This is a genomic window from Pseudomonas sp. Teo4, from assembly GCF_034387475.1.
In the GTDB taxonomy this organism is placed as follows: Bacteria; Pseudomonadota; Gammaproteobacteria; order Pseudomonadales; family Pseudomonadaceae; genus Aquipseudomonas.
This window is the reverse complement of the sequence record NZ_JAXCIL010000001.1, coordinates 3,459,045-3,472,282: the sequence shown is the minus strand read 5'-3', so window position 1 is coordinate 3,472,282 and position 13,238 is coordinate 3,459,045. Positions and strand designations below refer to the sequence as shown.

Here is a 13,238-nt window from a genome sequence, read left to right as displayed (position 1 = left end):
TGTCGGTAAGGTCCTGACCTTTGAGGATAGCCGCCTTTGCGCGGGTAGGGGACTGGGGTAGGCTGTCGCATCCCTTCGGCGAACCGGAACCTGCGCCATGCCTCATCTGAACCTGGAATACAGCGACAACCTGCGCGAACTGAATGTCGATACGCTGTTGCTGCGCCTCAACCATGCCCTGGTCGGCAGCGGCCAATTTGCCGATGAACGGGACATCAAAAGCCGTGCCCAGGCCTTCGCCCACTACCGCGTGGGCACCGGGACAGGCGAGCGCGCCTTCGCCCATGTGCGGCTGGCCATCCTTGACGGACGTTCGCCCGAAGTAAAGTCACAACTGTCCGCCAGCCTGCTGGACGTGCTGCGTGAAGCCATTCTGGAACGCCCAGGCCTGGACCTGCAGCTGTGCGTGGAGGTGCTGGACATCGACCGTGCGCCGTACGCCAAACTTTACCTGCCGGGCTGAATGGCAGCTGAATGAACTTCATTTAATCCAAAAAAGACGCCGGCTCACGAATTTGTTGGCGTCTTTTTCACAAAAAATTGATGGTTTGCTTTCTAGAGTTTCGCCAACTTTACCAAGGTGTCTTTTGACCCTTGGGTGATAATCACTCTTGATTGCGAACGCCGATGCTCAACTTCAAATCCCTGCGGACCGAATGGGTTACGCTGCTGGCCAGCCTTTACCTGTTGATTGGCTTCAATGCCTTCCTCTGGCAGCACCTGCAGCAAATTCTTCCGCCGGGCATGACAGGGCTTTGGCTCGGCCTGGCATTCGCCATGCTGATGTTGTTCGCCTTTAATCTAATACTGACGCTATTTGCTTTCCGTTATGTATTAAAACCGATATTGATCCTGTTGTTCATGAGTGGCGCCGGTGTCGCCTATTTCATGAATCAATATGGTGTGCTTATTGATTCGGGCATGTTCCGTAATATTGCCGAGACCAACGTTACCGAAGTGCGTGACCTGCTCTCGCTGAAGTTCGCCCTTTACTTGCTGTTGCTGGGCGTATTGCCTTCGGTCCTGTTGTGGAAAGCGCCCATCGCCTACCGCGCCTGGCACCGCGAACTGCTTGGCAAACTGGTAGTCAGTGGCGCCTGTGTCGTGGCCCTGGGTTCGGTGGCTCTGGTCAACTACCAAGGCTTGTCATCGCTGTTTCGCAACCACCACGAACTGCGCCTGATGCTCACCCCCAGCAACATCGTGGGCGCCTCCATTGGTTATGTCAGCGAGCGCGTCGGCACCGCCGCGCGGCCTTTCCAGAGTTATGGCGAAGATGCCCGCCGCGATGCGGCCTGGCAGCACCACGAGCGCAAGTCGCTGACCGTGTTGGTGGTGGGCGAAAGTGCGCGGGCAGAGAACTTCGGCGTGCTCGGCTATGACCGCGACACCACGCCGAACCTTGCCAAGGAGCAGGGCCTGGTGGCGTTTTCCGATGTGCATTCCTGCGGCACCGAAACTGCCGTGTCGGTGCCCTGCATGTTCTCTGGCATGGGGCGCAAGGACTACGACGCACGGGTGGCCAAGAACCGCGAGGGGCTGCTGGACATTCTCCAGCGTGCCGGCCTGGCCGTGCAGTGGCGCGACAACCAGTCGGGCTGCAAAGGTACCTGCGACCGCGTGCAGTTCGTCGATGTCAGCAACCTGAAGGACCCGGCGCTGTGCGCCAATGACGAATGCCACGACGAGATACTCCTGCAAGGCCTGGGTGAACTGATCGACAACCTCGACAAGGACACCGTGTTGGTACTGCACCAGATGGGCAGCCATGGGCCGGAGTACTACAAGCGCTACCCGGCGGGCAGCCAACGCTTCACGCCGGTGTGCCAGAGCAATGCGCTGAACCAGTGCAGCCAGCAGGAAATCATCAACGGTTATGACAACACCCTTGCCTACACCGACAAGGTACTGGCTTCGTTGATCGACACCCTGCGCAGCAAGCAGGACAAGGTCGATACCGCGATGATCTACCTGTCCGACCATGGCGAGTCCTGGGCGAATTCAACCTGTACCTGCACGGCACGCCCTACATGATGGCGCCGGACCAACAGAAGCATGTGCCGCTGCTGACCTGGTTCTCCGACAGCTACCGCGAAGACTTCGGCATCGACAACGACTGCCTGGCCAAGCTCAGCGATGCGCCACTGTCGCAGGACAACCTGTTCCACTCGATGCTTGGCCTGCTGCAGGTGCATACCGAGGTTTACAAGCAGTCGCTGGACATGTTCGCCAGTTGCCGGCCTTGGCTGGCGGCCAAGCGCTGAGCCGGTCGGTGTTGGCTTCTGTCGCCAGCGACAGGGCCGTCTATCTTTTCCAAGGATGGCGCAGGTTTCACCAGCAGTGCCCGCGCCGTATATACTGCGCGCCATTGTTAGTGGGAGAGCCTTGTGGCCATCGAAATTCACTGGATCCGTGACGACCAGACCCTGGCCGAACACTGCCTGCGCTGGCGCGAACTGCCCTTCGTCGCGCTCGACACCGAGTTCATGCGGGTCGACACCTTTACCCCAAGGCTGGCCTGGTTCAGGTCGGTGATGGGCAACGAGCGTTTTTGATCGACCCGCTGCTGATCGGCAACTGGCAACCCTTTGCCGATCTGCTCGACGACAGCGCGGTGGTCAAGGTGCTGCACGCCTGCAGCGAAGACCTGGAGGTGCTGTTGCGACTGACCGGCAAGCTGCCGCAGCCGCTGTTCGACACCCAGTTGGCCGGTGGTTACCTGAACCTGGGCTTCTCCATGGGCTATTCGCGCCTGGTCCAGGAAGTGCTGAATATCGAGCTGCCCAAGGGCGAAACCCGATCCGACTGGTTGCAGCGGCCGCTGTCGGAAACCCAGGTGAGCTATGCCGCCGAGGATGCCGTGCACCTGGCCGAGCTGTTCGCTGCCTTGCGTCCGCGGCTGTCCGATGACAAATACGCCTGGGTGCTGGAAGACGGTGCCGAGCTGGTGGCCCAGCTGCGCCGTGAAGTCGAGCCCGAAACCCTGTACCGTGACGTCAAGCTGGCCTGGAAGCTGTCGCCCCAGCAATTGGCAGTGTTGCGTGAACTCTGTGCCTGGCGCGAGCGTGAGGCGCGTAGCCGCGATGTGCCGCGCAATCGTATCCTCAAGGAACACTCGCTGTGGCCTATGGCCAAGAGCCAGCCGGACAGCCTGTCAGGCCTGGCCAAGATCGACGAGATGCACCCGCGCACCATTCGTCAGGACGGCGAGTTTCTGATCCAGCTGATCAAGCGTGCTGCCAGCCTGCCCAAGGAGCAGTGGCCGCAGGCGTTGCCTGAGCCACTGCCGATCGAAGCGGCCGGTATTCTCAAGCGCCTGCGCGCCGTCGGCCAGGCTGAAGGTGAACGGCTGGGCATCGCGCCGGAACTGATGCTGCGCAAGAAGACCTTGGAAGCGCTGCTCAAGAGCGGCTACCCCAACGGCCCCTATCAACTGCCCGATTCGCTGCGCGGCTGGCGTCGCGAGCGCATGGGCCAGGCCCTGCTGGACGACCTGGCGGGCGCCGGAGAGACCCGATGAAACGTATTTGCTCGATCTACAAGAGCCCCGCAAGAACGAAATGTACCTGTATGTGCTCAAGGCCGACGGCCTGGAGCGTGTGCCCGAAGGCCTGCTGCCGTTCTTCGGCACCCCCAAGCACGCGTTCGACCTGGTGCTGACCCCGAGCGCAAACTGGCCCGCGAGGACATCGCCAAGGTGCTGGAAAACCTCGATAACCAGGGTTACCACCTGCAGATGCCGCCGCCGGATGACGACTACATCGAGCACCTGCCAGAAGAACTGCTGCGCCGTAACGACCCCGCCTGAGCCAGGCGCGGTCCCTCACTTTTGCCAGGCGGCCCGCATGTCGGGCCGCTGTCGTTATCTGCCAAGGTTGTCACGTCGATGCGCGTTCTGATCGCTGAACAGGATCATGCCACTTACGCCCGCCTGCTGGGTGAGTTGGCCCCGGACCTGGAAATCCTGACCAGCGGCGATTCCGCCGAGCTGGCACGCCAGGCACCAGAGTGCCCGGTATGGTTGGGACAGCCCGACTTGCTTGCCAGCCTGCTGCGCCAGGGCCACAAGCCTGACTGGATGCAGTCGACCTGGGCCGGAATCACCCCGTTGCTGGCCCAGGGGTTGCCGCGTGATTACCGCTTGACCCGGGCGGTGGGTATCTTTGGTCAGGTGATGGCCGAATACATGCTGACGTACATGCTGGTGCATGAGCGTGAAGTACTGTCGCGCCTGGTCAGCCAGGTCGAGCGGCGTTGGGATGACCGTCCGGGGCGCTCCCTGGAAGGGCGCAAGGTGCTGATTGTCGGTACTGGCGACATTGGCCAGTGCGTGGCGGAGTTTCTCCAGCCGTTCGGGGTGACGCTGTACGGCGTTGCCAGCAGTGCCCGCGAGCAGGCACCGTTCGTCGAGGTAGCAGGCCTTGCGGAGCTGTCGCGGCTGGTCGGGCAGGTCGACTACGTGCTCAACCTGCTGCCGGATACTCCCGCTACCCATGATATCTACGATGCGGCGCTGTTCCAGCAGTTCAAGCCCAGTGCGCTGTTCATCAATGCCGGGCGTGGCGCGGCGGTGGTCGATGCCGACCTGGTCGAGGCGCTGAAGCAGGGGCATTTGGCAGGTGCAGTGATCGATGTATGCCGGCAGGAGCCGTTGCCCCAGCGGCATCCGTTCTGGACGGCCTGGGGGTTGCTGCTGACCGGGCACAGTTCGGCACCGACTTCGCCGGCGGCGATGGTGCGGTTGTTTGTCGAGAATGTGCGGGGTACGGGGCGGGGCAGGAGTTGCGTGGCGAAGTGGATTTTGCGCGAGGGTACTGAATTTCTGTGACTCTACCGGCCTCATCGCCGGCAAGCCGGCTCCCACAGGGTTTGTTTCCCGCAATGCTGTGGGAGCCGGCTTGCCGGCGATAGGGCCGGAAAAGCCAGCCAAACTACTTACAGGCTGAAATCCCCCTCAGCCGCCAACTCGCTCAGCGGCCGGCGCGGGCTTGGCACTTCGCGGGCCTGCAGGGCTTCAGCCAGGCTGGCCTTGTCGCCCAGTTTGCCGATGGCCACCATGGCATGCAGCACGTAGCCATCAGGAATTTTCAGCTCCTGACGCGCCAGTTCCTGATCGAACCCGGCCATGCCATGGGTATGCCAGCCGCTGATGCTGGCCTGCAGGGCCAGGTGACCCCAAGCGGAGCCGGTGTCGAAGGTGTGCCACAGCGCCGGGGTTTCCTCGCTGGCGCCTGGGGCGGTGAAGGTGGTCTTGGAGATGACCAGCACCAGCGCCGAGGCCTGTTGCGCCCAACTGCGGTTGAAGGGCACCAGCAGGCTCAGGTAGCGCTCCCAGTTCGGCGTGTCGCGGCGCGCGTAGAGGAAGCGCCACGGCTGCGAGTTGTAGGCCGAAGGCGCCCAGCGTGCGGCCTCAAGGAAGCTCAGCAGGGTTTCCTCGCTGATCGGCTCGGCGGTGAAGGCACGGGGCGACCAGCGGTTGATGAACTGCTCGTTGATGGCGTAATCGGCGATGCGAGGGTTGGCGCTCATGGCTGCTCCTGCAAGTGGACGGGAAAAACCGCACGCTACTGCCTCCCGTCGCCACTGACAAGCGGTCTGGCTTTGCCGAAGGCCAGGGCTCTAGACTGGCGCCGCCGCGCGCCGCGGACTCAAGATGACTGCAGGAAACCCGTGTGATGATTGCTGACAGCGCGCCGTTCTGGCGGCGCAAGACCCTCGAACAACTCGACCCGCAGGAGTGGGAATCGCTCTGCGACGGCTGCGGCTTGTGCTGCCTGCAAAAGCTCGAGGACGAGGACGACAACAGCGTCTACTACACCCGCATCGCCTGCAAGTTGCTGGACCTCGACACGTGCCAGTGCAGCGACTACCCCAACCGCTTCGACCATGTGCCGGACTGCATCCAGCTCACCCCGGGCAAGGCGGACCAGTTCAAGTGGCTGCCGACCACCTGTGGCTACCGCCTGGTCAGCGAGGGCAAGGACCTGCCCGCCTGGCACCATCTGGTGTGCGGTGACCGCAAACAAGTTCACGAACAGCGCATTTCCCAGTCCGGGCGTATGCTCAGCGAGCATGATGTGGACGAAGACGACTGGGAAGACCACCTGATTTTCCGCGCCGGCTGAGCCGCGCCCCAGTCGCCACTGGGAAACAAGGAGTGTCTGTATGCGTTGTCAGCTGTTGTTGCTTCTGGGCTTGGTAGCCTGTGCCCCGGCCTGGGCCAAGAAGGTTGACCTGGATTACCAGGTGCGCCTGCTGCCCGAACAGGGCCAGGCTGAAGTGCGCCTGACCCTGGGCGATGGCGTTGCGGTGCGCACGCTGGACTTCGACCTGGGCAAGGCCGGCGTCTACAGCGGCTTTCAGGCCGATGGCCAGTGGCAGCAGCAGGGCGAGCGGGGTGTCTGGCACCCGGCGGCGGGCAAGACCAGCCTCAGCTACCGCGTACAACTGGACCAGACACTGCGCAGCGGTGTGCATTCCTCGCGCATGACCCCGCACTGGGCGTTGTTCCTGGGCGACCAGCTGGTGCCGCCAGCGCGCCTTGACCAGCAGGACGGCACCGAACTGGTGGCGCGCCTGGCGTTCGACCTGCCTGCCGGGTGGAAAAGCGTGGAAACGGCATGGCCGCGCATCGGCAAGGACAAGTTCCGTATCGACAACGTGTCGCGATTGTTCGACCGCCCCACCGGCTGGATGCTGGCGGGCAACCTGGGCAGCCGTCGTGCGCGCCTGGGCGACACCGAGGTCACCGTCGCCGCTCCGGTGGGGCAGGGCATGCGCCGTATGGATAACCTGACGCTGCTGACATTCGTCTGGCCGCAGTTGCAGGCGGTGTTTCCGCGTAATCCGCCCAAGCTGCTGCTGGTAGGCGCCCGTGACGGCATGTGGCGCGGGGCCATGGCGGCCCATGGTTCGTTGTACCTGCATAGCGCCAGGCCGATGGTTGGCGAGAACGGCAGCAGCCCGTTATTGCGTGAACTGGTGCAGTTGTTCGCCCAGATCCATGGCCATGAAGACAGTGACTGGGTCGGCGAAAGCCTCACCGACTACTACGCCAGCGAGTTGCTGCGCCGGGCGGGTGGTGTGAGCGATGACCGCTACCAGGCCTGGCAGGCGCGTTTGCACAAGCAGGCCGCCAAGGTCACCCACCTTGCCGGTGAACATGCAAGCCCGGCCCAGGTGGCGCGTGGCGTGTTGTTGCTGCAGGCGCTGGACAAGGAAGTTCGTCTGCACACCCAGGCCAAGCGCTCGCTCGATGACGTGGCCCGGGCGTTGATGCGCTTGCCGAGCGTCAGCACCGAGGAATTCGTGCAGATCAGCGAGAACGTGCTGGGGCGTCGGTCCGAAGTGTTGCAGAGCAAGGTTCTGGCCTCGGGCCACTGACACTGGATAAACACACCGCTCTTTGAGCCCGCAGTTAACCTGTGGGAGCCGGCTTGCCGGCGATCACCGGCGAAGCCGGTGCCATGCTCCGCGTCGGCTGCATCGCCGGCAAGCCGGCTCCCACATGGACCGTGTTGTCTTTGAGGTCACCGTCGTACCTGTAGACGCCGACTTGCAGGCGATGAAACCTCTGCAGTCTCTCTAGCATGCGGCTTCTGCGCTGTTTCAATGTCATGTCTGGTCAACTGCGTGGCGGGTTGGGGCAACTAACCCGCCCCCTGCTGCATTACCTTGGCCAGGCGCGAAGCTCATCCACGCTGGGTTTCGACCCAGGAGCTTCACGTCCCCACAAAGAAAACAAAAGCAGGGATCAGGATGACAATGACAAGCGCGAGTGGCGCCAGCAATCAGCTGGCGCAAGGCTTCAAGCAACGCCACGTGACCATGCTCTCTATCGCTGGTGTGATCGGTGCCGGGCTGTTCGTCGGCTCCGGCCACGCAATCGCCGCCGCCGGCCCTGCCGCCATCGTCGCCTATGCCCTGGCGGGCGCCCTGGTGGTGCTGGTGATGCGCATGCTTGGGGAAATGGCGGTGGCCAGCCCCGATACCGGCTCGTTCTCCACCTATGCCGACCGCGCCATCGGGCGCTGGGCCGGGTTCACCATCGGCTGGCTGTACTGGTGGTTCTGGGTGCTGGTGATTCCCATCGAAGCCATTGCCGCGGGCGTGGTGCTCAACAACTGGTTCCCGCAGGTCGATGCCTGGCTGTTCGCCCTGAGCATGACCGTGCTGCTGACCGCCACCAACCTGTTCAGCGTGGCCAAGTACGGCGAGTTCGAGTTCTGGTTCGCCATGCTCAAGGTCATCGCCATCGTGGCCTTCATCGCACTGGGCGCCTTTGCCCTGGCGGGGGCTTGCCGGGGCGTGAGGTCAGTGGCCTGCAGCGTCTGCTGGCGGAGCAGGGCGGTTTCATGCCAAACGGCTGGACCGCCATCATCGGCGCATTGCTCACCACCATGTTCAGCTACCTGGGCACGGAGGCGGTGACCATCGCGGCCTCGGAGTCGAAGGACCCGGCCCGCAACATCGCCAAGGCCACCCGCTCGGTGATCTGGCGCATCAGCGTGTTCTACCTGCTGTCGATCTTCGTGATCATCTCGGTGGTGCCGTGGAACGACCCACTGCTGCCGGTGCAAGGTTCCTACCAGCGTGCGCTGGAGATCATGCACATTCCCTACGCCAAGTTGCTGGTGGACATGGTGGTGCTGGTGGCGGTGGCCAGCTGCCTGAACTCGTCGATCTACATTTCTTCGCGGATGCTCTACTCGCTGAGCAAACGCGGCGATGCCCCAGGCTTCATCCAGCGTACATCCAAGGTTGGCGTGCCACGCGCCGCGGTGATCGGCAGCACGCTGATCGGCATGCTGGCGACCGTCGTCAACTATTTTGCACCGGCCGAAGTGTTCGCCTTCCTGCTCGCCAGCTCCGGATCCATCGCCCTGCTGGTGTACCTGGCAATCGCCATCTCGCAACTGCGCATGCGTGCCCTGCTGCAGCGGCAGAATGTCGAGATTGCCTTCCGGATGTGGCTGTACCCGTGGCTGACCTGGGCGGTGATCGGCTTCATCGTGTTTGCCCTGGGAACGATGTTCGTGATGCCGCAGCACCGGATGGAGGTGTCGCTGACTTTGGCGTTGGCCGGGGGATTTTGGTGTTGGGTGTGATGAGCAGCAGGCGGCATGAGCGTCGGGAGGCGTTGGCGGCTGCTTGATTTGAGGGTTGTTGGGTGAACGAATGAAGGCCACCTGCGGGTGGATGTCAGTCAGTTAAGACATTTGGGGCCGCTGCGCAGCCATCGCAGGCTCCGCCAGCTCCCACGAGAAGTGCACACCTTCAGATATGCACCCTCTCCGTGGGAGCTGGCGAAGCCTGCGATGGGCCGCGCAGCGGCCCCAATCGTGTTTTCAGCGGTTGTGTCTTGTCTGGCGAATTTCCTGTCCGGTTTGGCAATGCAGCCTGCAGCGTGTTTAATCTCTCCCGTGAACGTTCTGAAAGCCCCGTAAATCAAGGGCTGTAGAGATTCAGCCGTTTATCTGAATTGCTGTAGACATATTATCTAACAGTGCCCTATAGTCGTTATACAAATAGTAGACACAGCGCTATGACAACCAAGAAGGCCGCCATGAAAGCCACCGTCCAACCGATCAGCGCCGAAGTGCCCCAAGACCGCAAGGCGGTGCTGGCCGACGCGCTGCGCCGCCGGATCCTCAGCATGGAGCTGGCGCCGGGCGCGGTGGTCGACGAACTGGCCCTGAGCGACGAGTTCGGCCTGTCGCGCCCGCCGGTACGTGAGCTGCTGCGCCAGATTGCCGCCGAAGGCTACATCGAGCTGGAAGCCAACCGCGCACCACGGGTGGCGGCGATGAACCATGAGTCGCTGCACAGCTTCTTCGTGGCCGCGCCACTGGTCTATGTCGCCACCACGCAGCTGGCGGCGCTCAATGCCAGCGAAGCCGAAATCGAGGCGCTCAAGGGCATCCAGGCGCTGTTCCGCCGCGCCATCGAAGAGCGTGACGTGGAAAACCGTGTGCTTCACAACGATGCCTTCCATCTGGAAATCGGCAAGATGGCGCACAACGACTACCTGTTGCCCAGCCTGCGTCGCCTGCTGATCGACCACACCCGCCTGGGCAAGATTTTCTACCGTCATCCGACCACCGATGACATGCAGCGCGACCTCGAAGTCGCCTGCGAGCAGCACGACCAGATGATTCAGGCTATCGAGCGGCGCGATGCGCAGGCCGCCGGGCAACTGGTGCGCGAGCACTTCGAGCTGTCCCGCCGTCGCATGGCCGAATATGCCGCCCCGCAAGGGGCTGGATGTACCTATCGAAATATGAAGTTCCAGGTCGTCGCCACTGGCGTCGAACGCTCGTCAACAACAAGATCCAGGTTAGTGAGATGACAAGAATTAGTTCGTTACCTGCCGATGACGCCACCTGTGGTTGGTACCACCTGAGCAAGGGTCGTACGCCACGACCGGCCCACAGTGGCAACAGCAAGGCTCGCTGGGTGGTGGTGGGTGCCGGTTTCACCGGGTTGGCTGCCGCGCGTCAGCTGGCAACGAACTTCCCTGACGACGAGATCGTGCTGATCGAAGCCCAGGAGGTCGGTTTCGGCACCTCAGGGCGCAACGCAGGCTTTGCCATCGACCTGCCCCATGACATCGGGGCCGAGGACTACATTGGCGATATCGACATCGCCAAGACCGTGCTCAAGCTCAACCTCGGTGGCCAGTCGTTCCTCAAGGAGCTGATCGACCGCCACGGCATCGAATGCCAGTTCCGCCACTGCGGCAAGTACCAGGCCGCCGTCGAGGACCGTGGTATCGCCGTGCTGGACGCCTACCGCCGTGGCCTGGACAAGCTTGGCCAACCCTATGAAGTCATCGAGGGGCGCGACCTGCCCGAGCATATCGGCACGCACTTCTACCGTAAGGGCCTGTTCACCCCCGGCACCGCGCTGCTGCAACCCTCGGCGCTGGTCAAGGGCCTGGCCGACAGCCTGCCGAGCAACGTATCGCTGTACGAAAACACCCCGATCACTGACGTCGAATACGGCGACAAGGTGGTACTGCGCCACGCCAATGGCTCGATTACCGCGGACAAGCTCATTCTCACCACCAACGCCTTCGGCATGAGCTTCGGCTTCCTCAAGGGCCGCATGTTGCCAGTGTTCACCTACGGCAGCATCACCCGGCCGCTGACCGAGGAAGAGCAGGCGCGTCTGGGCGGCAAGCCCTACTGGGGCGTGATCCCGGCCGACCCGTTCGGCACCACGCTGCGCCGCACCGTGGATAACCGTCTGCTGGTGCGCAACAGTTTCAGTTACAACCCGGACGGGCGAAGCAATCGTAAATACCTGGAACGTTTCGTCGAACGCCATCGCGATTCGTTCGCCCGACGCTTCCCGATGTTGCCGGATGTGAACTTCGAATATACCTGGGGTGGCGCGCTGGCATTGTCGCGCAACCACATGGGCTTCTTTGGCAAGTTGGCGCCGAATGTATTTGGTGCACTGTGCTGCAACGGTCTTGGTGTCACCCGCGGTACGGTAACCGGCAAGTTGCTGGCCGACTGGCTGGCCGGCGAGAAGAACGAGTTGATCGACTTCCTGCTCAATGCGCCGGGGCCTTGCGCCAACCCGCCGCAGCCCCTGGTTTCACTGGGCTTGAACCTGAATCTGATGTGGGGCAATACCGCGCCGGAAAAGAAAGCTGATCGTTCAATGAGTTAGGTATTACCCCTTTAACGGCCGGGTCCTGGTTATCCGGCACGGGCTCGCTTTGCCCAAAATCCATGATCGAGATGGGTAGTCCGATCAAACGGAGCTGAATGCGGTTTTCAGTTTCGCGGATGCGCTCGCCTTGAACACGTGCATGAACAGAAGTAGCAGGAACAATAATGACAACTCCGAATATTTCAATTGAAGATGTACCGCTCAATCGCTTTCACCAGTTGCTGACCATCCGCTCTGGCGGTGGTTCGTTCGTCGATGGCTATGTGCTTAGCATCATCGGCGTGGCCCTGGTGCAGATGGCCGCCGGCCTGAGTCTGAGCAGTTTCTGGCAGGGCATGATCGCCGCCTCGGCGTTGATCGGTATCTTCTTCGGTGGCTTCCTCGGTGGTTGGTTGACCGACCGCTTCGGCCGCAAGCGGGTGTTCTTCGTCGGCCCCGTACTGTTCATGCTGGCCTCGATCAGCCAGTTCTGGGTGGAATCGGCGCTCATGCTGTTCGTGCTGCGCTTCATCATTGGTATTGCCGTGGGCATCGAGTACCCGGTGGCCACTTCGCTGCTGGTCGAGTTCTTGCCGAAGAAGAACCGTGGCCCGCGCCTGGCGACCCTGACCATCCTGTGGTTTGCAGGGGCTGCGTTCGCTTATGTGATCGGTGATCTGATCCTGCGCCATGGTGGCGACGAGTCCTGGCGCCTGGTGCTGGCCAGCCCGGCAATCATCGGCCTGGTGTTGTTCCTGCTGCGTGTCGGCACCCCGAGTCGCCTCGTTGGTTGCTTAGCAAAGGCCGGGCAAGCGAAGCCGAGGCGGTCATCAAGCAGGTGTACGGCAACGGCTTCTCGCTGCGCAACCTGCCTGAGGAACCCAAGCAGAAGAAACTCTCGTTCCTGAGCCTTCTGCACTCGGGCTATGGCAAACGCATGCTGTTCGTCGCCATGTTCTGGTCGTGCTCGGTGATTCCGGTGTTCGCGGTGTATGCCTTTGCCCCGAAGGTGCTGGGCGCGCTCAACCTCAAGGGCGACTGGGCGTCGTTCGGCTCGGTGGCGATCACCTTCCTGTTCGTGGTCGGCTGCATCATCGCCACCCGCCTGATCAACAGCATGGGCCGGCGCAGCATGCTGCTGCACAGCTTCTTCTGGTCGGGCCTGGCCCTGTTGGCCCTGGCCACCTTCCACGACGGCGCCGAGGTGCTGATTCTGGTTCTGTTCGGCGCCTATGCTTTGTTTATCGGCGGCGCCCAGGTACTGCAACTGGTTTACCCGAACGAGCTGTTCCCCACTGAAATTCGCGCAGGCGCCGTGGGCGTCGGCACTTCGCTGTCGCGCGTCGGCGCGGCCATCGGCACCTGGCTGGTGCCCATGGCCCTCGATAGCTACGGCATCGCTTTCACCATGTACGCCGCCGCGGCGGTGACCTTCGTCGGCCTGGCGTTCTCCCTCGCGCTGGCGCCGGAAACCCGCTCGCTGAACCTGCAGCAGGCCGCGTCGCTGGGCTGAATTGAATGACAACCTGCCGCACTGTCGTTCCGGTGCGGCCTTTACAACACTGATCAACGCACTG

Annotated in this window: 4 protein-coding genes and 8 pseudogenes; 11 read left to right on the top strand and 1 reads right to left on the bottom strand. The window is 62.4% G+C overall.

What is annotated here, in order from left to right:
* The first annotated feature begins 97 nt into the window (after nt 1–97).
* The 5 genes and pseudogenes from PspTeo4_RS15655 to PspTeo4_RS15635 all read left to right on the top strand — a co-directional run bounded on the left by PspTeo4_RS15655 (nt 98) and on the right by PspTeo4_RS15635 (nt 4,818).
* Nucleotides 98–463: a 5-carboxymethyl-2-hydroxymuconate Delta-isomerase gene (locus PspTeo4_RS15655; protein ID WP_322364659.1), complete on the top strand. Its 366-nt coding sequence runs from the start codon at nt 98–100 to the stop codon at nt 461–463.
* 164 nt (nt 464–627) lie between these two features.
* Nucleotides 628–2,264: pseudogene (locus tag PspTeo4_RS15650) on the top strand (phosphoethanolamine transferase).
* Nucleotides 2,265–2,387: 123 nt separating this feature from the next.
* A pseudogene (gene rnd, locus PspTeo4_RS15645) lies at nt 2,388–3,520 on the top strand (ribonuclease D).
* Nucleotides 3,517–3,808: pseudogene (locus PspTeo4_RS15640) on the top strand (YcgL domain-containing protein). Before rnd ends, PspTeo4_RS15640 begins: the two co-directional pseudogenes overlap by 4 nt.
* A 78-nt stretch (nt 3,809–3,886) precedes the next feature.
* Nucleotides 3,887–4,818, top strand: a pseudogene (locus PspTeo4_RS15635) (D-2-hydroxyacid dehydrogenase).
* Nucleotides 4,819–4,935: 117 nt separating this feature from the next.
* On the opposite strand, the gene PspTeo4_RS15630 reads toward PspTeo4_RS15635, so the two are convergent.
* Nucleotides 4,936–5,529 (bottom strand): nitroreductase family protein, encoded by a 594-nt coding sequence (locus PspTeo4_RS15630; protein ID WP_322364658.1) that lies wholly within the window; start codon nt 5,527–5,529, stop codon nt 4,936–4,938.
* 146 nt (nt 5,530–5,675) lie between these two features.
* Between PspTeo4_RS15630 and PspTeo4_RS15625 the strand changes: the two genes are divergently transcribed.
* From PspTeo4_RS15625 to PspTeo4_RS15600, 6 genes and pseudogenes are all read left to right on the top strand, one after another.
* A complete protein-coding gene (locus PspTeo4_RS15625) occupies nt 5,676–6,125 on the top strand; it encodes a YcgN family cysteine cluster protein (RefSeq protein ID WP_322364657.1) in 450 nt (149 codons plus the stop codon).
* 40 nt (nt 6,126–6,165) lie between these two features.
* Nucleotides 6,166–7,383 (top strand): hypothetical protein, encoded by a 1,218-nt coding sequence (locus tag PspTeo4_RS15620; RefSeq protein ID WP_322364656.1) that lies wholly within the window; start codon nt 6,166–6,168, stop codon nt 7,381–7,383.
* Between the two features lie 375 nt (nt 7,384–7,758).
* Nucleotides 7,759–9,154: pseudogene (gene gabP, locus PspTeo4_RS15615) on the top strand (GABA permease).
* A gap of 411 nt (nt 9,155–9,565) precedes the next feature.
* A pseudogene (locus PspTeo4_RS15610) lies at nt 9,566–10,258 on the top strand (GntR family transcriptional regulator); the annotation flags it as partial.
* A gap of 86 nt (nt 10,259–10,344) precedes the next feature.
* Nucleotides 10,345–11,663 (top strand): annotated as a pseudogene (locus PspTeo4_RS15605) (NAD(P)/FAD-dependent oxidoreductase).
* A 183-nt stretch (nt 11,664–11,846) separates the two neighbouring features.
* Nucleotides 11,847–13,174: pseudogene (locus tag PspTeo4_RS15600) on the top strand (MFS transporter).
* The last annotated feature ends 64 nt before the right edge of the window (nt 13,175–13,238 follow it).